This window comes from uncultured Tissierella sp. (assembly GCF_902479755.1).
Taxonomy (GTDB): Bacteria; Bacillota; Clostridia; order Tissierellales; family Tissierellaceae; genus Tissierella; species Tissierella carlieri.
This window is the reverse complement of the sequence record NZ_CABSQO010000045.1, coordinates 1-21,600: the sequence shown is the minus strand read 5'-3', so window position 1 is coordinate 21,600 and position 21,600 is coordinate 1. Positions and strand designations below refer to the sequence as shown.

Here is a 21,600-nt window from a genome sequence, read left to right as displayed (position 1 = left end):
GGAAATTATTAATATATCTGTTATTATAATATAAAATGATACATAAGGAGGTATAATATGAGTAAAGATATAGTGAAACCATCGATTTTACCAGGTTTTATGGAATTAACGCCAACAGATCAGATATTATTTAATAAAATGCTAGATACAATTAGACAAAACTATGAAAAATTTGGTTTTCTTCCTATAGATACTCCTGTAATAGAAAAAACAGAGGTACTTCTGGCTAAAGGTGGAGGAGAAACAGAAAAGCAAATATATAGATTTGAAAAAGGAAGTACAGATATGTCCTTGAGATTTGACTTAACTGTACCTTTGGCTAGATATGTTGCACAACATTATTCTGAATTAAGTTTCCCATTTAGAAGATATCATATTGGCAAAGTATATAGGGGAGAAAGAAACCAAAAAGGCAGATTTAGAGAGTTCTATCAATGCGATATAGATATCGTAGGAAATGGAACCATAGATATAATTAATGATGCTGAAATACCTTCTCTTATTTATTCCACATTTAGAGATTTAGGTTTTGATTCCTTTACAATAAAAATAAATAATAGAAAAATGCTAAAAGGATTTTTTAATAGCTTAGATATAGAAGATTCTACTTTTGTTCTTAGAGCTATAGATAAATTAGATAAAATAGGAATGGCAGAAGTAGAAAAGGAATTGGAAAGTCTGGGTATTACAAATCACAATATAAAGAGAACGAAAGAATTTCTTAGTATAAAAGGTTCCAACAACGATATAATAGAAAATCTTGAGGCTTTAAAAATAGATGATGAGACATTTAAAGAGGGACTAGAAGAATTATCTACAGTAATAAAATATATTGATTTATTTGGAGTGCCTGAGAAAAACTATAGAATTGATTTAACTATGGTAAGGGGATTGGATTATTATACTGGAACTGTATATGAAACCATATTAGATGATTATCCTTCACTTGGGAGTATTTGTGGGGGCGGAAGATATGAGAATCTAGCAGAGTATTATACTAAGCAGAAACTTCCTGGAGTTGGAATGTCTATTGGTTTAACTAGATTATTTTATCAGTTGAGAGAAGCTAAAATAATTGAAGCAACAGAGAAATCTCTCACTAAGGCATTAATTATACCTATGGATAGTTTTGTAGAGAAAGGTGTTGAAGCTGTCAATGAATTAAGAGGAGAAGGCATATATGCTCAGATTTATCTAGAGTCAGGAAAGATAGGAAAAATATTTAACTATGCAGATAAGTTAAATATCCCATATGTGATAGTAATAGGACAAGAGGAAGCTGAGAATAATACTTATTCCCTTAGAAATATGAAAACAGGGGAACAAAAAAATATTTCTTTGGAAGAAGTAATTAAGTGTTTAAAATAAAATAATAATGGTATAAATATAAATAATTACTTGACAGATAGATAGAATAATGGTAGAATGTAAGTTACTTTAATAATATAGGTGACGATGGGAAGAGTAATATATTATTTCCTTTTAGAGAGAGAGGATCGCGGCTGCAAGTCTTCTTATGAGAAAGATATATGAAAACTACCCCTGAACCGAGTCTGAATAAAGGACTTCCGCTTATTAGCGTTATTTAAATTGAGAAGTAATTAGGGTGGAACCACGAAACTTAGCCTTTCGTCCCTACATAGATATATGTAGGGATGGAAGGCTTTTTTTATGACCTAACACAACGAACGCCAACCTTAATATAGAATTTATCATTAGGAGTGTCCGCTAGGACCAAATTCATGCGAATGATAATGAGCCCTAAAGGACTACTGAATTATACCCTGCGGGGCAAATTAAGGTAGCAAATGAATTTGTGCAGTGAGACTGCGGCAAATGACTTAATTTGCATTGTAAATAATGTTTTCAATTTTGAAATTAAATAATAGGAGGTTAGATTATGGAAAGGATAAAGATTACACTACCTGATGGTGCGGTTAGAGAATATGACAAAGGTGTGTCTGTATATGATGTTACTAGAGATATATCTGAAGGCTTAGCAAGGGTTGCTCTAGGAGCAGTTGTAAATGGAGATACAAAAGGAATGCAGGAAACTATCAATGAAGATTCTACTTTTAAGGTAGTTAAGTTTGAAGATAAGGAAGGAAAGGCTATATTTTGGCATACATCAGCCCATATAATGGCTCTTGCAGTACAAAAACTTTTCCCAGGGGTTAAATTTGCTATAGGTCCTGCAATAGATAACGGATTCTATTATGATTTTGATACAGAGCATAGATTTACTCCAGAGGATTTAGAGAAGATTGAAGAAGAAATGGCTAGGATAGTTAAAGAAGGTCATATCCTTGAAAGATATGTGATGCCTAGAAACGAAGCTCTTGAGTATTTTAAGGAAAAAGAAGAAGAATATAAAGTTGATTTAATTGAGCATTTTCCTGAAGATGAAGAGATATCCTTCTATAAATTAGGAGAATTTACTGATCTTTGTGCTGGACCTCACTTATATGATACAAAGAAGGTTAAAGCTATTAAGCTTTTAAGTATTGCAGGTGCTTACTGGCGTGGTGATGAAAAGAATAAGATGCTTCAAAGGATTTATGGAACAACTTATGAAAAGAAAAAAGATTTAGAAGAATACCTTCAAATGTTAGAGGAAGCTAAGAAAAGAGACCATAGAAAACTAGGTAAAGAATTAGATTTATTTAGTATTCACGAAGAAGGACCTGGATTCCCATTCTTCCATCCAAAGGGAATGGCATTAAGAAACATCTTAGAAAACTTCTGGAGAGAAGAGCATACTAGATCTGGATATGATGAGATTAAAACACCTCTGATATTGAATGAAAGACTATGGCATCAATCAGGTCACTGGGATCACTATAAGGAAAATATGTATTTTACAAATATAGATGATGGAGATTATGCTATTAAACCAATGAATTGTCCTGGATCTATTTTAGTATATAAATCTAAGATGTATAGCTATAGAGATTTGCCTCTAAGATGGGGAGAACTTGGATTAGTTCATAGACATGAACTTTCAGGAGCTCTGCATGGATTAATGAGAGTTAGATCCTTTACTCAAGATGATGCCCATTTATTTGTATTACCATCTCAAATAAAAGAAGAATTGATTAATATAATAAATTTAGCAGATCATATGTATAATATATTTGGATTTAAATATCATGTAGAGTTATCCACTAGACCTGAAAATTCTATGGGAACTGAAGAACAGTGGGAGATAGCAACAAATGGTCTAAGAGAAGCATTAAAGGAAAAAGGAATAGACTATATATTGAATGAAGGCGATGGTGCTTTCTATGGACCGAAGATAGACTTCCATTTAGAGGATGCAATAGGTAGGACTTGGCAATGTGGTACTATACAGCTAGATTTCCAGATGCCAGAGAAATTTGATATGAGTTATGTAGATAAAGACAATGAAAAGAAAAGACCAGTCATGATTCATAGAACTATATATGGTAGTATGGAAAGATTTATGGGAATATTGATAGAGCATTTTGCAGGTAAATTCCCAGTATGGCTTGCACCAGTACAGGCGATTATTCTTCCTATATCAGATAAATTCAATGACTACGCTTATGAAATTAAGAAAGAAATGGCAGATAGGGGTATTAGAGTTGAATTGGATGATAGAGCCGAAAAAATAGGATATAAGATTAGAGAAGCTCAATTGCAGCAAATACCTTATATGTTAGTAGTAGGTGAAAAGGAAGTAGAAGAAAAATTAGTTTCTGTAAGAAAGAGAGACGAAGGAGATAAAGGTCAAATCAAAGTTGAAGATTTTATTGACCAAGTAATTGAGGAAGTAAAAGAAAAGAAGAAATAATATTATATCTCTTATATAAAAGTCGTATGTTATGAGGAAACTGACAATGACACTTGTTCATTTAGAAATATGAAGAAGCAGGAGAACAAAGAGTATTTTGTCAGAAGGAGTAATCCAGTGTCTGGGAAAGCTACTTGACAAATAGTTATCCTAAGTGTAAAAACTAATTTAATATTATAGGTATTGATGAGAAGAGTAATATATTGTTTCCTTTAAGAGAGAGAAGATCGTGGCTGCAAGTCTTCTTATGAGAAAGATATATGAAGACTGCCTCTGAACCGAGTCTGAATAAAGGACTTCCGCTTGTTAGCGTTATTTAAATTGAGAAGTAATTAGGGTGGAACCACGAAACTTAGCCTTTCGTCCCTACATAGATATATGTAGGGATGGAAGGCTTTTTTTATGACCTAACACAACGAACGTTAGTGAGTTGATGTAGGTCAAACGCACCTACGCTGTCCGTTTTGTCTACAATTCGCTATGCTCATTGGACAAAAAGGCAACGAACGCCAACCTTAATATAGAATTTATCATTAGGAGTGTCCGCTAGGACCAAATTCATGCGAATGATAATGAGCCCTAAAGGACTACTGAATTATACCCTGCGGGGCAAATTAAGGTAGCAAATGAATTTGTGCAGTAAGACTGCGGAAAATGACCTAACACAACGAACATTAGGTCCTAACGGACACCACTGAATAATACCCTACGGGGTAGAATAAGGTTGTGAGTTGATGTAGGTCAAATGCAATAGGAACCTAATTTATACGAGCAGGGTGAGTAAGTAAATTGGTGTTCGAAACTGCGTAAAACAACAAAACCAAATCTGCAGGCAAATAGTGTTTTCAATTATGAATTGTGTAAGTGGTCTATGGCTATTAATTAAATAATAGGAGGTTAGATTATGGAAAGGATAAAGATTATATTACCTGACGGTGTGGTTAGAGAATATGACAAAGGTGTATCTGTATATGATGTTACTAAAGATATATCTGAAGGCTTAGCAAGGGTTGCCCTTGGAGCAGTGGTAAATGGAGATACAAAAGGAATGCAGGAAACTATCAATGAAGATTCTACTTTCAGGGTAGTTAAGTTTGAAGATAAGGAAGGAAAGGCTATATTTTGGCATACATCGGCTCATATAATGGCATTAGCAGTAAAAAGATTATTTCCCGAGGTAAATCTAGCCATTGGATCAGTTAATGAAGATGGTTTTTACTACGACTTTGATAAAAAAGGGTCATTTAATAAAGAAGACCTTACAGAGATCGAAGAAGAAATGAAAAGAATAGTTAAAGAAGGTCATGATTTAAAGCGGTATGAGTTGAAACAGCAAGAAGCTTTAATGAAAATTGAAAGTTTGGGTGAATCATATAAGGCTGAGTTTATAAACGACCTACAGAAAGGCGAATTAATTTCCATATGTGTTTTAGGTGAATTAACAGATATATGTATAGGGGCGCAACTTATAGATGTCAAGCCAATAAAAGCAATAAAGGCTATGCAAGTAGCTGGTGCTTATTGGCGTGGGAATGAGAACAACAAAATGCTTACCAGAATATATGGTATTACCTTTCCTAAACCTAAGGATCTTAATGATTATTTAAATATGATTGAAGAAGCAGAAAAACGAAACCATGTAAAATTAGGCAGAGAACTGGGACTCTTCATGCAATCAGAAGTAGTAGGTCAAGGTCTACCGCTCATAAAACCAAAAGGAACTTTGATTATAAAGCTTTTACAGCGTTGGATAGAAGATTTGGAAACTGAATGGGGATATAGACAGACTATGACTCCATACATGAGTAAGTCAGCGTTGTATAAGATATCTGGACATTGGGATCACTACCGAGAAGGTATGTTCCATATAGGAGATCCAGATTCTGAGGATGTATTGTCTTTACGGCCTATGACTTGCCCCTTCCAGTTTACTATTTACAATGATGATCAACACTCCTACCGGGAATTACCAATAAGATATTCTGAAACATCTACATTATTTAGGAATGAATCTTCTGGTGAAATGCATGGACTAACAAGAATCAGGCAGTTCACAATATCTGAAGCTCATCTCATTGTGCGTCCAGACCAACTAGAAGAAGAGTTCAAAGGAGTTGTGGAATTGCAGCAATACATTATGAAAGTACTGGGCATTGAAGATGACATTACTTATAGATTCTCTAAACGTGATCCTAAGAATAGGGATAAATATATTGATAATGATGAGGCATGGGATGAAACTGAGCAACAGATGAAAAAGATTCTAGATTCTCTTTCGATTGAATATTCTGAAGCTGAAGGTGAAGCAGCTTTTTATGGGCCAAAACTTGATATACAATGTCGTAATGTTTGGGGAAAAGAAGATACCATAATTACAAATCAAATAGACTTCTCTCTGCCTGAAAGATTTGATATGTATTATGTTGATAAAGATGGGCGAAAAAAACGTCCATATATCATACACAGAACTTCAATTGGATGTTACGAAAGAACTCTGGCAACTTTGATTGAAAAATATTCTGGTGCATTTCCATTTTGGCTGGCTCCAATACAAATAAAGGTGCTTCCAATTTCTGATAGATTCAATGAATATGCTGAAAACATAAGTGGTGTCTTAAAAGAAAGTGGTCTTAGAGTGGAGACTGATTATCGACCAGAAAAAATAAATTATAAAATTAGAGAAACGAGATTAGAAAAAATTCCATATTTTGTAGTCGTCGGACAAAAAGAAGAAAATGAAAATACTGTCGCAGTAACTTCAAGAGAGAATGGTAATGAAGGTCCATGGGACTTAGATATGTTTACAAAGAGATTGGTCAATGAGAATTATATCAAATATAATTACCATAAGAAAACTGGCATTAAGTAATTATTTATAGTGAGAAGTGGATTATGAGGCCGTGTCTGTAAACGAGTAAAGCCTTTTGTAGTATAGATGGTAATAACCACAAAAGGCTTTATTTTACAGTTCACCTATTATCTAGTTTGTTTACAGTTTGAAGGAAGAGTTGTAGCCCTTCCTTTTTAATTAGTTTCAGTTGCACAGGGTAATGGCTTTTTATAAAGTCTAAAGATATTATCTAATTCATCACTATTTATTGTTTCTTTTTCCAATAGGTTATTAGCAATATAGTGGAGTAAATATTTATTTTCGTCTATAATTCGGAGTGCTTCAGTATATCTTTCATCAGTAATTTTTTTGATTTCAATCCTAATTATATCAGAATTATATCTCATAAAGGTTTCATCTAAAGCCATGGTGCCTAAATTACTCATGCCATAGCTACATACCATTTCTCTAGCTATATCTGTTGCTTTATTTAAATCATCCTTGGCTCCTGTAGTAATCTCTTTAAATATCAATTCTTCAGCAGCCCTGCCAGCCAATAAACAAGTGATTTTATTTTTTAACTCTGATTGGGTTAGCAAATATCTTTCTTCATCTGGAAATTTAAGTACATATCCTAAAGCCTGACCTCTCGGAACGATTGATATCTTTTGAACTATATCAGTTTCAAGAACTTTAGCAACTAAAGCATGACCCGCTTCATGTATTGCTACAGTTTCTTTCTCTTTTCTTAGAACTGTAGGATTTTTCACCTCTAGTCCTGCCAAGACTCTTTCAATAGCGGCATCAAATTCATTGATGGATATAATCGTTTTATTTTTTCTAACTGCGATGATTGCTGCTTCATTGGCGATATTAGCTAACTGTGCTCCAGATAATCCAGTGGTCTTTCTTGCAATTGTTTTAATATCAATGGATTTATCTAGAGGTTTGTTTTTAGTATGAACTTCTAATATTTGTTCTCTGGCTCGTATGTTAGGATTTCCTACAAATATATGTCTATCAAATCTACCAGGTCGAAGAAGAGCTTCATCTAATAAATCTAATCTATTTGTAGCACCTATTACTATGACAGTTTCATCAGTATTAAATCCATCCATTTCTACCAGAAGCTGATTTAGAGTTTGATCCTTCTCATTGTTAGATTCTAGATTTCTTCTTGCGCCTATAGCATCTATTTCATCTATGAAAATAATGCTTGGGGCTTCTTTTTTAGCTCTTTCAAAAAGTGTTCGAACTCTTTTAGCGCCAACTCCTACATATTTTTCTACGAATTCAGATCCAGATGCATAGAGAAATGTTGAATTCGTTTCTCCTGCTACTGCTTTAGCTAGTAAGGTCTTACCAGTACCGGGTGGTCCATGAAATAAAATACCTTTAGGTATCTTGGCTCCCATCTTTCTGTATTTCATAGAATTATTGATAAAGTCTATGGTTTCTTGCAGCTCTTCTTTTATTTCTTCCAATCCTGCTACATCCTTAAAAGATACATCAGATTTATCTTTATCTCTTCCTGTATCTTTTTCAATAGATAAAACAGAGGGGACCAGCTGAGGTTTTGTATCTGTTTTGCTATAGAGAATAAATAGGACTAGAGTGATTACCCAGACTGCTAATCTATCTCCAATTCTAAAGGATGAAAAGCTTTTAGTCGGGAAAAAACCATCATAGATAAGTAAAAAGGATGCAATCAGCCCTAATACTAAAAATAGAAATATTATTTTTTTCTTTTTCAATTTATCCCCACCTTATTTATTTTTCTAAAAATAGTGTAACCATTTAATTCAATTTCTATAAAAGAAAATATTAAAGTTGTAGGAAAATAACAACAAAGGTATAATAATGATAGATAGGAAAGGAGAGGTGATTAAATGAATTACATTAACTTAATTGATGAATATAAGGAAGAAATTGTTAAATCAACTCAAGAAATTATTAGGATTAAAAGTGTGGAAGAAGAAGCTAAACCAAATATGCCATTTGGTGAGGGACCATATAAAGCTTTAGAGTATGCGTTGAAAATATCTAAGGAAATGGGATTTGAAACTAAAAATTTAGAAGGTTATGCTGGATATGCAGAATTTGGAGAAGGCAATGAAACCGTAGGTGTTTTAGTCCACCTTGATGTTGTACCTGAGGGTGAAGGCTGGACTTATCCTCCATATAGCGGAGAAATCTATGATGATAAAATATTCGGTAGAGGCGCAGTTGATGATAAAGGACCGGCTATAGCTACACTCTATGCTATGAAAGCTTTACAGGAATCTGGTCTAACTTTAAATAGAAAGATTAGAATAATATTTGGAACTAATGAGGAAACAGGATGGGGTTGCATGGATTATTATTTTAAACATGAAAAACCCCCGACAATGGCTTTTACTCCAGACGCAGACTTTCCTGTAATCCATGGTGAAAAGGGCATAATAGTATTTAATTTAGAGCAAAAATTAAATTCAAATAGCTGCTGTGGAATTAAACTTGTAGAATTAAAAGGTGGAAATGCACCTAATATGGTGCCAGATCACGCGGAAATTATTTTAGAAATTGAAGAACCAGAAGTTTTCTATAATAAATATAAGTCTTATATAAAAGATAAGAATTATCCAGCTAATATTCATTTAGATAATAATATTGTAAAGATAAAAGCTAAAGGAATATCTGCCCATGGTAGTACTCCAGAAAAAGGAGAAAATGCAATCTCTTATTTAATGGATGCTTTATCCAATTGTTTAAGTGGAGAATGTGATCTTTGTGACTTTATTAACCTTTATAATGAAAGAATAGGATTCAAACATTATGGCGAGGGAATTGGGTGTGGCTATGAAGATGATGTATCTGGTAAGTTAAACTTTAATCCTGGGATGATAAAACTAGATGGAGATAAGATTGTTCTGACTATAAACGTCAGATATCCTATAAAGAGCAGTGCAAAAGAAGTATATGATGGAATAAGAGAAAATCTTAAGGGAACAAAAGTAGAGCTGGTAGAAGGTAAGGGGGACACTAAGCCCTTATATGTACCTAAAGATAATTTCTTGGTGGAAAAATTAATGGAAGTATATAGAGCTCAAACTGGAGATTTAGATAGGGAGCCAATTACAATTGGCGGAGGAACTTATGCCAGAGCAATGGAAAATGCTGTAGCTTTTGGACCGATGTTTCCAGGGCAACCAGATGTGGCTCATCAGAAAGATGAATATATTTCTATAGAACATCTGATGAAGATAACTAAGATATATGCTCATGCTTTATATGAGTTAGCAAAATAGTTATTCTACAAGGATTTTATATCTTATATCGAATTATCATAGGATATTTTATTTGAAGATACGGTCTATTGCTGCCATTAAAATTTGAAACTAAATTATAAAATATATTTGACAAACAACTGTACCTAATGTATAATCATATGGTAAACTAAATATGGGGTTTAAGTAGAAGTGTCCGCTTCTCACCTTATAGCTGTGCTCATAAGGTTTTAGATAATAAAATAGTCTTATTTACATAAGGCTCATGTTTCTATGAATTTAAGCGGGTATTCTATACCCGCTTTTAATTTTTTGAGAAAACTTAGGAGGTGCTGTACTATCAAAGAGCTTCAAATTAATGAAGAAATCAGAGATAAAGAAGTAAGACTAATTGATGTCGACGGAACACAACTTGGAATTTTACCTATTAGAAAAGCTATGGAGATTTCAGAAGAAAAAAGATTAGATTTGGTAAAGATAGCTCCAACGGCTAATCCACCTGTATGTAGAATAATGGATTATGGAAAATACAAGTATGAACTAGCGAAGAAAGAAAAAGAAGCCAGAAAGAATCAAAAGGTGATTAATGTTAAAGAAATCCGATTAACACCTAATATTGAATCTCATGACTTAAATGTAAAAGCTAAGACAGCTAGTAAATTCCTGGAATCTGGAGATAAGGTTAAGGTATCTGTTAGATTTAGAGGTAGAGAAATGGGTCATACGGAGATAGGTAAAGAAGTCTTAGATGATTTCGCTAAACTGACTGAAGAAGTTGGAACTATAGAGAAGGCAGCAAAATTAGAAGGAAGAAGTATGGTAATGTATTTAACACCAAAAACCGAGTAATAAAGGAGGTAACATCATGGCAAAAATGAAAACTCATAGAGCATCAGCAAAAAGATTTAAAAGAACTGGTTCAGGTCTATTAAAGAGATTTAAGGCTTACAAGAGCCATAAAACTGGTAAAAAAACACCAAAGAGAGTTAGAAACCTAAGAAAAGGTACTTTAGTGAGTAAAGGTGACCAAAAAAGAATAGATTCAATGATACCATAAAAAACTATATTAGAAATACGGGAGGTACTATAGATGGCAAGAGTAAAGAGAGCTGTTAATGCCAAGAAAAGACATAAAAAAGTATTAAAACAAGCCAAAGGTTATTTTGGAGCGAAATCTAAATTATTCAGGACTGCTAATCAAGCTGTTATGAAATCACTTAATTATGCATATATAGGACGTAAACAAAGAAAGAGAGATTTTAGAAAACTTTGGATTGCAAGAATTAATGCTGCTGCGAGATTAAACGGAATGAGCTATAGCAAATTCATTAATGGTCTTAAAAAAGCAAATATCGAAGTAAACAGAAAAATGTTATCCGAAATGGCTATACATGATGCAGAAGGTTTTTCCAAATTAGTAGAAATTGCAAAAGGTGCAAATTAGTAAAAATTGCAGAAGCTAAGTTATAGTAAAAGTTCCATTAAGGGACTTTTATTTTTCTTTATTTCATAGTTTACTATGATTATGGAATAATAATATAGGTATATATAACTGGGAGGAGTTATTATGGGGTTTATAAAGAAAAGACTTGAGAGATTTAAATTAGATCCCCCAAGAGTTTTAGCATTGGGATTTGGTAGCCTAATACTTATCGGAGCTATATTGTTAAATCTACCTATAGCTACGCAAAATGGTGAGAGTATTGGTTTTCTCAACGCTTTGTTTACTTCTGCATCTGCTGTGTGCGTTACAGGCCTAGTAGTTGTGAATACTGGCTTATATTGGTCTCTATTTGGGCAAGTTGTAATAATTTTACTTATACAAATGGGGGGGTTAGGATTTATGACCATGGCTACTATTGGAGCTTTGGTTATTGGAAAGAAGATCACATTAAAGGAAAGATTAGTAATAAAAGAACAATTGAATCAGGAAACTATGTCTGGATTAGTTAAATTAACTAAATATGTTATTCTTTCTACCTTTGTTATAGAAGGTATGGGAGCATTACTACTATCGACTAGATTTATACCTATATATGGAACTGTGAAGGGAATTTGGTTTTCAATATTTCATGCTATATCTGCTTTTTGTAATGCTGGATTCGACCTCACAGGAGACAGTATAGCACCATTTGTAGGAGACTTTACCATAAACATGACTATATCAGCTTTAATAATACTAGGGGGTCTTGGCTTTTATGTATATATAGATATCTCCAGAAATAGGAGCTTTAAAAAGCTTAGCCTGCATTCAAAGTTAGTTTTATCTATTACTGGAGTTCTACTCTTGGTAGGAATGATAATAATTCTTCTAATAGAGTATAATAATCCTCTTACTTTAAAACCCTTGAATATTTTTGAAAAGCTTATTGCATCATTTTTTCAATCTGTAGTTCCTAGGACGGCTGGATATTACTCTGTTAATCTAGCAGGACTTTATGATACAACTGTATTTCTTATGATAATATTAATGTTTATAGGAGGTTCTCCTGGTTCTACAGGAGGTGGTATAAAGACTACAACTTTTGGTACTCTTATATTAACCACTATTGGAGTAATAAAAGGGAATAAAGACATCGTAGCATTTAGAAAGAGGATATCTTATGATGTCATCAATAGGTCCTTGGCCATATCTACTGTAGGAATGATTTTAATACTTGGAGTATCATTTATCTTAACAGTAACAGAACCAGCGAATTTTTTAGATGTATTATTTGAGACTACGTCAGCGTTTGCAACTGTAGGCTTAACAAGAGGACTTACACCAAATCTTACTGATTTTGGTAAGGTTATGATAATATTAACTATGTATATAGGTAGGGTTGGACCTTTAACTATGGCATATGTTTTTGCTAGAAAAAGTAAGGCTGGTAATTTTAGATATTCAGAAGGAAATATTATGGTAGGATAGAGGGGAGTTATAAAAATGAAATCATTTGCGGTTATTGGATGTGGAAGATTTGGTGCGGCTGTTGCTAGAACTTTATACAGCTTAGGTAATGAAGTCTTAGCAATTGATATTTCTGAGGAAAGAATTAATGAAATATCTGATGAAGTGACTCATGCTGTTCAAGCAGATGTAATGGATGAAACAGTATTAAAGGATTTAGGATTACGAAATTTTGACGTTGCCGTTGTGGCTATTGGTTCTGATATTGAGGCATCAATAATGGCAACATTAGTTGTTAAGGAATTAGGAATTAAAAGGGTAATAGCAAAAGCTTTATCAGATATCCATGGAAAAGTGCTTACTAAAATAGGAGCTGATAAGGTAATATTTCCGGAAAGAGATATGGGGATTAGGGTAGCTCATAACTTAGCTTCTACTAATATACTGGATTTTATTGAATTATCACCAGACTATAGTATTTTGGAAATTACTGCTCTTAAGGAATGGGAAGAAAAATCTTTGGGTCAGCTAAGATTATCTACAAAGTATGGAATAAATGTAATGGCTATAAAGAGAGGAAATAGTATTAGTGTTTCACCAAATGGAGAAGTGGTAATTGAAAAAGATGATATTCTAGTAGTGATAGGAAGCACTAATGATATTAAGAGAGTGGAACAAAAAGCTGGTGAATAATATGATAGAGATCACTAGTATCAAGAATCCAGTGATTAAGGAAATAAAAACTTTATATAGAAAAAAAGGAAGAATTAAAAATAAAGCTTTTATTATCGAAGGCATAAAGATGATTGAAGAAGCAATAGATAATAGCTATCCAGTTAGAAACATTATATATACGGATCAGCTTCTAAAGACTAAAGATGGAGAGGATTTTTTTGAGAGGATAAAGGATTTAGATAATACTATCTATGTGCCGAATAATATTTTTAAAGAAATTTCAGATACTGAAAATCCACAAGGAATATTAGGGATTGCAAAGTTGGAATATGAAAATCTGAATGAAATGTATAAGAAAGAAAGGCCTTTTTTATTATTCTTAGATGGAGTGCAAGACCCAGGAAACATGGGGACTATAATTAGGACAGCAGATGCTTTTAATGCAGATGGTATAATAATTACAGAGGGATGTGTAGACCCTTATAATCCTAAGGTTGTTAGGGCTACAATGGGATCAATTTTTAGAGTCCCATTATACTATATTTCAGATGGAATTCATGAGTTAAAAAATTTGAAAGATATGAATATAGGGGTATATTCAACAGCTCTAACTGGAAGTATACCAATATATGAAGCTGATTTTCAGGAAGGGTTTGTTTTAATCATCGGCAATGAATCAAATGGAGTTAGGAAAGAAATATTTTCTTTATCTGATAAGCTAATAAAGATACCTATGCCTGGAAAAGCTGAGTCCTTAAATGCAGGCGTAGCAGCTTCGATTATAATGTATGAAGTAATGAAGCAGAGAAGCTAATACTTCTTGAGTTTTGAAATTCTAGATGCTATAATTGAGTAAATACTTTGAAATTTTGACCTTTATTCTTTGGAAAAGGTCTTGTTTTTTATACTATGGCAAAGGAGTAGAATTATGAAGGAAAATATGAGAGAGAAATTGCTAGAAATTAAAGAAATTGCACTGAGCAGTATTAATGAAGTAGCGGGCTTAGATGAAATAGAACAATTAAGAGTGAAGTTTTTAGGGAAAAAAGGAGAACTAACATCTGTATTAAGAGATATGGGGAAATTAATAGCAGAAGAAAGACCTATAGTTGGGCAAATTGCTAATGAAGTCAGAGATGAACTAGAAGATGCTATTTCTTCAATGAAGGAAAAACTTACTGAAGAAATGAAAAAAACTAAAATGAGCAAAGAAAAGATAGATATAACTATGAGCACTAATAAAGAAAAATTAGGTCATAGACATCCACTTTTAGCAACAATTGAAGAGTTAGAAGATTTATTCATAAGTATGGGTTTTTCTGTAGTAACTGGGCCAGAGATTGAAACCGTTGAAAATAACTTTGATGCACTGAATTCTCCAGAAAATCATCCATCTAGGGACTTATCAGATACTTTTTATATAACGGAAGATATTTTACTTAGAACTCAAACTTCTCCGGTACAAATAAGAGCAATGAAGGAGATGGGGGCACCTCTTAGAATCGTATCTGCTGGTAGAACTTTCAGATTTGATGATGTAGACGATACACACTCGCCTATGTTTCATCAATTAGAAGGTTTGGTTGTTGATGAAAATATAACAATGGCTAACTTAATTCATACTATAGATGTATTTATTAAAGAATTATTTGGCAAAGACATGGAAACTAGATTTAGACCTCACTATTTTCCTTTTACAGAACCCAGTGGAGAAGTAGATGTGACTTGCTTTAAATGTATGGGTAAAGGCTGTGACTCTTGTAATGGAACTGGCTGGAGTATGGAATTATTAGGTTGTGGTATGGTGCATCCTAAGGTCCTAGAAAACTGTGGAATTGATCCTGAGAAATATAGTGGATTTGCCTTTGGTATGGGGATAGACAGGATTACAATGGTTAAATATGGCATTACTGATATTAGACTATTATTTGAAAATGACAATAGATTTTTGGAACAATTCTAGATAGAAAAGGGAGTGGAAAGATGCTATTACCTGTAAAATGGTTAAAGGATTATATTGAAACGGATAAAGATGCTAGGATTTTAGCAGATGGACTTACTCTGTCTGGATCACATGTAGAGTCAATCATAGCATTGAATAAAGGTGTGGAAAATGTTGTTGTAGGAAAGATTATTGATATAGAGAAACATCCAGATGCAGATAAACTTTCAATCTGTAAAGTAGACATAGGTAGTGAGACTTTACAGATTGTAACAGGAGCTACGAATCTGAGTGTAGGGGATTATATCCCTGTGGCAGTACTAGGCTCTAAGTTACCAGGAGATATTATAATAGAAAAAACTAACTTTAGAGGAATAGACTCCTATGGAATGTTATGCTCATTAAAGGAGTTAGGGTATAGTGATAATGTTATACCAAAGGAAATGAAAGATGGTATATTTATATTAGATAAGGAATATCCATTGGGAATATCTATAGTTGATATAATGGGACTAGATAATGAAGTTATAGAGTTTGAAATTACTCCAAATAGACCAGATTGTTTAAGTATTATTGGTATGGCCAGAGAGACAGCAGCTACTTTTAATATAAATCTTAAAGAACCTCAAATCAGTATAAAAAATGAAGTTGAAGATATAAAGAATTATTTAGATTCTATTGATGTACCGTCTGATAATTGTAATAGATACTATGCTCGAGTAATAAAGGATGTAAAGATAGGAGTATCACCACTTTGGATGCAAACTAGGCTTATGGAGGCGGGAGTAAGACCTATAAATAATATAGTAGATATAACAAATTTTGTAATGTTAGAATATGGCGAGCCATTACATGCATTTGATTTAGAGAAAGTTGAAGGCAGAAAAATTATTGTAAGGGAAGCCCTAGAAGGAGAAAAAATACTTACCTTAGATGAAGTAGAGAGAAATCTGAGTTCATCTGATTTAGTTATTGCAGATGCTACAAAACCTATCGGTATAGCTGGAGTTATGGGGGGATTTGATACTGAGATTACAAGTAGTACTAAATATGTCCTTCTAGAGGGTGCAAATTTTAATGGCAAGAGTGTAAGGCTTACATCGAAGAGATTCGGATTAAGAACAGAAGCATCAACAAGATTTGAAAAGGGAATAGATTCAAACTTAAGTCAAACTGCTGTAGAAAGAGTATGTCAATTAATAGAAGAAATAGGAGCGGGTATAGTTGTTAAAGGAAATATAGATGTATATAAAAAGGTGAAAGAGGAAAGTACAATAGCTTTAAGACCAGCTAGAGTAAATAAACTTTTAGGAATAGATATTCCTGTAGAAACCATGATTTCTTACTTAAATGGGTTAGGACTTGAATCTAAACTTGAAGGAGAATTAATTTCTGTAAGGATACCAACCTTTAGACTAGACCTTGAAAGAGAAGTAGATTTAATTGAAGAAATTGGTAGAATTTATGGATTTCACAATATAGAGAGTAAGCCTTTAGTAGGTGTATTAACTAGAGGTGAAAAACCAAGATCTAGAAGAATTGAGGATAGAACTAAGGCTATATTACAGGGACTTGGATTAAACGAAGTAATGACTTATTCATTCATTAGCCCTAAAGCTTATGATAAGATAAATGTTTCACAAGATAGTTCTTTAAGAGATTATATAAGACTTATCAACCCTTTAGGAGAAGATTATAGTATAATGAGAACCACTCTTATACCTAATATGCTAGAATTACTTAGTAGAAACTATAATCGTGGTGTTGAAGAATGTTCTGTATATGAAATAGGAAATACATTTATTGCAAAAGAATTTCCTATAGTAGAATTACCAGAGGAAAAGAAGATTTTATGTTTAGGTGTCTATGGAAATAAGGATTTTTACTATCTAAAGGAAGTTATAGATAAGACTTTAGGCAGGCTTGGGATAAGAGATATAGAATATATTAGAGAAGAAAATGATCCTACATTCCACCCAGGTAGAACAGCGAAACTTATGTTAAATGGCGAAGAAATTGGTATCTTAGGAGAGATCCATGTAGATGTTGCTGAAAACTACGACATAAAAGATAGAATATATGTTGGACAGTTGGATTTTAACAAAATAGTTGAACTAACAAATTTAGAGGTTAAATATAAACCATTGCCAAAATATCCTTCAATGCTTAGAGATTTAGCATTAGTGGTTAAAGAAGATATATTGGTTGGAGATATTCAAAAGATAATCTCTAGACATGGAGAGGGATTAATAGAAAAAATTGAACTATTTGATATATATACTGGAAATCAAATTCCAGAGGGGATGAAAAGTGTGGCATATTCTATTACCTATAGATCTTATGATAGAACACTTAGAGATGATGAAGTAAATAGTATTCAACAAGCTATCATAGAAGACTTAGAAAAATCCTTTGATGCTAAGCTTAGATCATAAAAAGAGTAGAAATTTCTACTCTTTTTTCCCAAAAAAGAAGGAGAATCAATAAGAGTGTCGAATATATTAATTATAAACTATAAAGGAGTGGTATAGTTATGACGGAAAAAAGAAAAATAAATATATTAATAGATGGTCGTAACTTTACAGTAGTGGGAACAACTGATAATGAAGACTACGTTAGATCTCTAGCCCGCTATGTTGATAAGAGGATAAGAGAATTAGCAAGTAAAAATGATAGACTTTGTCAGACTAGTTCGGCTACATTGGCAGCCTTAAATATTGCAGATGAATTCTTTAAAACTAAAGCAAGATTAGAACAACTGGAGAATCAATCTAAAGACCCAATGGAGAAATATGGAAATGTAATCTCCGAATTAGAAAAGGCAAAATCTACTATTCAGAGCTTGGAAGCACAATATTTCCAGTATAAGGATGAGCTTTTGCATGCTAAAATTGAAACTGAAAATGCAACTAAGGAAATAAAGAAATATGAGCAAGCTCTAGAGATAAAAGAAAAAGAATTAGTGGAAAGTCAGAAAATGATAAGATCTTTACAGGATAAAGTATTTGATAACCAAATTGAATTAATTGAAACTAAGAAAGAATTAGTAGAAGTTCTAAAGTTATTAGATGATAAGAAAAATATATTTGTCAAGGAGGAAGTTTAGAATCTGTGAATAATAATATTGAATTACTCGCTCCGGTAGGCAGTATGGAATCCCTTTATGCTGCTATACAAAATGGGGCCAATGCAGTTTATTTAGGAGGAAAGCTCTTTAATGCTAGGCAATATGCTTCTAACTTTGATTTTGATGAGCTAAAAGAGGCTGTTGATTATGCTCATTTAAGAGATGTTAAGGTATATATAACTGCCAACATTTTAGTTGATAATTCTGAGATGGAAAATGTAATAGACTATATTAAATTTCTCTATGAAATAGACGTAGATGGTATAATTGTACAAGATTTAGGCTTAGCCAATCTTATAAGAGAATTTTTTCCTAGCTTAGATATCCACGGAAGCACACAAATGACAATAAATAATTTGCCTGGAGCAGAGTTTGTTTATGACATGGGATTTACTAGAGTTGTACTAGCTCGCGAAACCCCTATAGATGAAATAAAATATATTCATAACAATACCCCCATTGAGTTAGAGGCATTTATTCATGGGGCTCTTTGTGTTTGTTATTCTGGGCAATGTCTAATGAGCAGCTTAATTGGAGGAAGAAGCGGAAATAGGGGTAAATGTGCACAGCCTTGTAGAATGCCATCTTCATTAATTGATAAAAATGGAAATACTATTAGAGATTGGGATAAGAAACATATACTTAGTCCTAGAGATTTAAATACATTAGAAAATCTTGAAGAAATAATAGAAAGTGGAATTATATCATTAAAGATAGAAGGAAGAATGAAGAGACCTGAGTATGTAGCTACTGTAGTGAAAAACTATAGAAAGGCCTTAGATGAAGGCACTAAAAACTTAAAACCAGAAGATAAAAAAGATGTAGAACAAATATTTAATAGAGGATTTACTAAAGGCTTGACCTTTGGAGATTTTGGAAGAGACTTCATTACCATAGAAAGGCCTGATAATAGAGGAATTTTAGTAGGGAAGGTTACAAGAGCAGATAAATATAATGTATTTATACTGTTTGAAGAGGATGTAAATGAAGGCGATGGCTTAGAGTTTGTAACTGGAAATGGTGAATATAAAGGCATAAAGGCTCCATTTTATGGTAAAAAGGGAACAACAATGAAATTAGAAAAGCCTGGTTATATATTAAATGACTCTTTAGTATATAAAACTTCTAGCATCAATTTATTAAATAGTGCTAAGGCAAGTTACCAACAGGAAAAAATAAAAAGGCCTATAGATATGGAGATAAATATAAATATCGGTGATAATCCTAAGCTAATGATTATGTATAGGGGCAATATGGTTACTGCACTTGGGGAAGGGAAAGTAGAAAAGTCTGAAAGGGTATCTCTTACGAAGGAAAAGGTAATAGAACAATTATCGAAATTAGGGGATACCACTTATATTCTAAACAATATAAATATTAATCTTGATGAAGGAGCATATCTACCAGTATCTATCTTAAATCTCCTAAGGAGAGAAGCAATCGAAAAACTAGATAGGATAGTAGAAAATATAAATCATAGAAAGCCTATAGACGAAAAGGAATATAATATTAAAAAGAAAAGCTATTTTAAGTATCAAGGAAAGAACATGAAGCCTGATAATAAAATCAGCGTAAGAGTTAATGACATTGAACAATTTAATGATTTAGATTTAGAAAAATTAGATAGAGTGTATTTAGGATTTTATGATGGTTTGGAAAAAGCAGCTAATAAAGTACTAAATCAAGGTAAAGAAGTATATATCTGGACAGATAAGATATTATATCAGAAGGACTTAGATAAATTAGGAGAATTAATTAGTCCTATAAAGAAAAATATCAATGGCATTTCTGTATCAAATCTTGGAAGTCTAAAATATATGCAGGATAGATTTGATTTAAACATTCATGGAGATATTGGGTTAAATATATTTAATAGCTATTCCTTAGAATATCTTAAAAATATTGGACTGGGAAGTGTAACACTGTCACCTGAACTAAATCTAAATCAAATTAAGAAGATTAACGAACATTCAGATGCCTTTACAGAGACTATTGTCTATGGCTACCTGCCAGTTATGGTTACAAAGCATTGTCCTATGTCCTTAGTTAAAGGATGTAAAAATGATAAGGCCTGTGGAAGTTGCCAGTATGCGAATGGATATGGGTTAAAAGATAGAATGAATATTACATTTAAGATGGATAGAAGAGATGGATTTACTAATATCTATAATTCTGTTCCATTAATGGTATTGGATACCTTAAAGCAGATTTACAATAGTGGAGTATCTATGGCAAGATTGGATTTTACAATGGAGACAAAGAATATTAGAAATATACAGAGAGCTTTCTATGATTATAGTAAGGGTATAATAGATGATAATTCTGCAAGAGAATTTATAGAAAGCTTTAGAGAAGATACAAGTATAACAAATGGCCACTATTTTAGAGGTATAATATAGTAAAAAACTTTGATAGACATTAAAATCCCAGAGAAAACATTCTCTGGGATTTTAAAATGCCCTTGCAATTAGCTATATAAATATTATCCCTATCAATACTATAATCAATCTATGTTCCCTTGCGATTCTACGACTCCGATATCCAGTTAGTTCATGCTTCAAAGACTCTGGCTTTCCTAAGTCATCACCTTTTAGGTTGTTTTTATTTTTTTAAAGTTGGCTATGGTTTTAAAATCAGGTTGTAATTTTCTTAATAACCATATCACTTCAATGTTTATGTTGCTTTCATTCTCGCGTTTCCTCTAATGAAAACAATATTTTTATCACCCTTTGTAATTTATTACTTGGCAATTATGAAATAAAGAATTTGATAAAATTCTACAAACAATGTCGAAAAATGCATGAAAATAAATAGGCTCAATGGGTTGACAAAAAAATATATAGTGATAGCATTTTAATAAATAAGAATAATCGATATATTCTAATTTTAATAACAATTCAAAAGTATTTATGAATGATATGGGGGTGGTTATATTAAATTAGATAAGGTGAGTAACTAGCAAGAGTCTTACATTCACACAATATAATAGGTAAAAACTTGTAAGACCAGCTATTAAATGTCAAGAAATAATTTAATTTATTTTGCCTTGGTGATTA

Annotated in this window: 15 protein-coding genes, 1 pseudogene and 3 other annotated features; of the genes and pseudogenes, 14 read left to right on the top strand and 2 right to left on the bottom strand. The window is 32.6% G+C overall.

Going from position 1 to position 21,600, the window contains the following annotated elements:
* Positions 1 to 57 precede the first annotated feature (57 nt).
* From hisS to thrS (RDK80_RS17410), 3 genes are all read left to right on the top strand, one after another.
* Entirely contained in the window at positions 58 to 1,368 is a 1,311-nt protein-coding gene (gene hisS / locus RDK80_RS17420) for a histidine--tRNA ligase (protein WP_308525012.1), read from the top strand.
* 75 nt (positions 1,369 to 1,443) lie between these two features.
* Positions 1,444 to 1,640, top strand: a binding site (T-box leader).
* Positions 1,641 to 1,900: 260 nt separating this feature from the next.
* On the top strand, positions 1,901 to 3,814 hold the full coding sequence (gene thrS, locus RDK80_RS17415) for a threonine--tRNA ligase (protein WP_308525011.1): 1,914 nt from the start codon (positions 1,901 to 1,903) through the stop codon (positions 3,812 to 3,814).
* Between the two features lie 174 nt (positions 3,815 to 3,988).
* Positions 3,989 to 4,185: a binding site (T-box leader), on the top strand.
* 533 nt (positions 4,186 to 4,718) lie between these two features.
* Positions 4,719 to 6,683, top strand: coding sequence for a threonine--tRNA ligase (gene thrS / locus RDK80_RS17410; RefSeq protein WP_308525010.1), 1,965 nt, complete (start codon positions 4,719 to 4,721; stop codon positions 6,681 to 6,683).
* A gap of 155 nt (positions 6,684 to 6,838) precedes the next feature.
* Here thrS (RDK80_RS17410) and ftsH read toward each other — a convergent pair whose 3' ends face one another.
* A complete protein-coding gene (gene ftsH / locus RDK80_RS17405) occupies positions 6,839 to 8,398 on the bottom strand; it encodes an ATP-dependent zinc metalloprotease FtsH (RefSeq protein WP_094904334.1) in 1,560 nt (519 codons plus the stop codon).
* A 135-nt stretch (positions 8,399 to 8,533) separates the two neighbouring features.
* Between ftsH and pepV the strand changes: the two genes are divergently transcribed.
* From pepV to RDK80_RS17350, 11 genes are all read left to right on the top strand, one after another.
* Positions 8,534 to 9,931 (top strand): dipeptidase PepV, encoded by a 1,398-nt coding sequence (pepV, locus tag RDK80_RS17400; protein WP_308525009.1) that lies wholly within the window; start codon positions 8,534 to 8,536, stop codon positions 9,929 to 9,931.
* A gap of 157 nt (positions 9,932 to 10,088) precedes the next feature.
* Positions 10,089 to 10,226, top strand: a sequence feature (ribosomal protein L20 leader region).
* Complete coding sequence (gene infC, locus RDK80_RS17395) at positions 10,184 to 10,759, top strand: translation initiation factor IF-3 (protein WP_308525008.1); 576 nt, start codon at positions 10,184 to 10,186, stop codon at positions 10,757 to 10,759. It overlaps the preceding feature by 43 nt.
* A gap of 16 nt (positions 10,760 to 10,775) precedes the next feature.
* Positions 10,776 to 10,967, top strand: coding sequence for a 50S ribosomal protein L35 (rpmI, locus tag RDK80_RS17390; protein WP_308525007.1), 192 nt, complete (start codon positions 10,776 to 10,778; stop codon positions 10,965 to 10,967).
* 33 nt (positions 10,968 to 11,000) lie between these two features.
* Positions 11,001 to 11,354 (top strand): 50S ribosomal protein L20, encoded by a 354-nt coding sequence (gene rplT / locus RDK80_RS17385; protein ID WP_094904338.1) that lies wholly within the window; start codon positions 11,001 to 11,003, stop codon positions 11,352 to 11,354.
* A gap of 123 nt (positions 11,355 to 11,477) precedes the next feature.
* Entirely contained in the window at positions 11,478 to 12,821 is a 1,344-nt protein-coding gene (locus RDK80_RS17380) for a TrkH family potassium uptake protein (RefSeq protein WP_308525006.1), read from the top strand.
* 15 nt (positions 12,822 to 12,836) lie between these two features.
* Positions 12,837 to 13,493 (top strand): TrkA family potassium uptake protein, encoded by a 657-nt coding sequence (locus RDK80_RS17375; protein ID WP_216560965.1) that lies wholly within the window; start codon positions 12,837 to 12,839, stop codon positions 13,491 to 13,493.
* On the top strand, positions 13,456 to 14,289 hold the full coding sequence (gene rlmB, locus RDK80_RS17370; RefSeq protein WP_308525005.1) for a 23S rRNA (guanosine(2251)-2'-O)-methyltransferase RlmB: 834 nt from the start codon (positions 13,456 to 13,458) through the stop codon (positions 14,287 to 14,289). The genes RDK80_RS17375 and rlmB overlap by 38 nt, the downstream gene beginning before the upstream one ends.
* 126 nt (positions 14,290 to 14,415) lie before the next feature.
* On the top strand, positions 14,416 to 15,438 hold the full coding sequence (pheS, locus tag RDK80_RS17365; protein WP_094904214.1) for a phenylalanine--tRNA ligase subunit alpha: 1,023 nt from the start codon (positions 14,416 to 14,418) through the stop codon (positions 15,436 to 15,438).
* Positions 15,439 to 15,458: 20 nt separating this feature from the next.
* Complete coding sequence (gene pheT, locus RDK80_RS17360) at positions 15,459 to 17,852, top strand: phenylalanine--tRNA ligase subunit beta (RefSeq protein WP_308525004.1); 2,394 nt, start codon at positions 15,459 to 15,461, stop codon at positions 17,850 to 17,852.
* Positions 17,853 to 17,950: 98 nt separating this feature from the next.
* On the top strand, positions 17,951 to 18,523 hold the full coding sequence (gene zapA / locus RDK80_RS17355; protein ID WP_216560960.1) for a cell division protein ZapA: 573 nt from the start codon (positions 17,951 to 17,953) through the stop codon (positions 18,521 to 18,523).
* Between the two features lie 5 nt (positions 18,524 to 18,528).
* Complete coding sequence (locus tag RDK80_RS17350) at positions 18,529 to 20,943, top strand: DUF3656 domain-containing protein (RefSeq protein WP_308525003.1); 2,415 nt, start codon at positions 18,529 to 18,531, stop codon at positions 20,941 to 20,943.
* A 72-nt stretch (positions 20,944 to 21,015) separates the two neighbouring features.
* Here RDK80_RS17350 and RDK80_RS17345 read toward each other — a convergent pair.
* Positions 21,016 to 21,111: pseudogene (locus RDK80_RS17345) on the bottom strand (hypothetical protein); the annotation flags it as partial.
* Positions 21,112 to 21,600: the final 489 nt, after the last annotated feature.

Bases quoted from the DNA above. Each gene is read 5' to 3' on its own strand.
- infC (WP_308525008.1), top strand. From the start codon at position 10,184: ATGAATTTAAGCGGGTATTCTATACCCGCTTTTAATTTTTTGAGAAAA.
- rplT (WP_094904338.1), top strand. From the start codon at position 11,001: ATGGCAAGAGTAAAGAGAGCTGTTAATGCCAAGAAAAGACATAAAAAA.
- rlmB (WP_308525005.1), top strand. From the start codon at position 13,456: ATGATATTAAGAGAGTGGAACAAAAAGCTGGTGAATAATATGATAGAG.
- thrS (WP_308525011.1), top strand. From the start codon at position 1,901: ATGGAAAGGATAAAGATTACACTACCTGATGGTGCGGTTAGAGAATAT.
- pheT (WP_308525004.1), top strand. From the start codon at position 15,459: ATGCTATTACCTGTAAAATGGTTAAAGGATTATATTGAAACGGATAAA.
- thrS (WP_308525010.1), top strand. From the start codon at position 4,719: ATGGAAAGGATAAAGATTATATTACCTGACGGTGTGGTTAGAGAATAT.
- pheS (WP_094904214.1), top strand. From the start codon at position 14,416: ATGAGAGAGAAATTGCTAGAAATTAAAGAAATTGCACTGAGCAGTATT.
- RDK80_RS17375 (WP_216560965.1), top strand. From the start codon at position 12,837: ATGAAATCATTTGCGGTTATTGGATGTGGAAGATTTGGTGCGGCTGTT.
- zapA (WP_216560960.1), top strand. From the start codon at position 17,951: ATGACGGAAAAAAGAAAAATAAATATATTAATAGATGGTCGTAACTTT.
- rpmI (WP_308525007.1), top strand. From the start codon at position 10,776: ATGGCAAAAATGAAAACTCATAGAGCATCAGCAAAAAGATTTAAAAGA.
- RDK80_RS17380 (WP_308525006.1), top strand. From the start codon at position 11,478: ATGGGGTTTATAAAGAAAAGACTTGAGAGATTTAAATTAGATCCCCCA.
- pepV (WP_308525009.1), top strand. From the start codon at position 8,534: ATGAATTACATTAACTTAATTGATGAATATAAGGAAGAAATTGTTAAA.
- hisS (WP_308525012.1), top strand. From the start codon at position 58: ATGAGTAAAGATATAGTGAAACCATCGATTTTACCAGGTTTTATGGAA.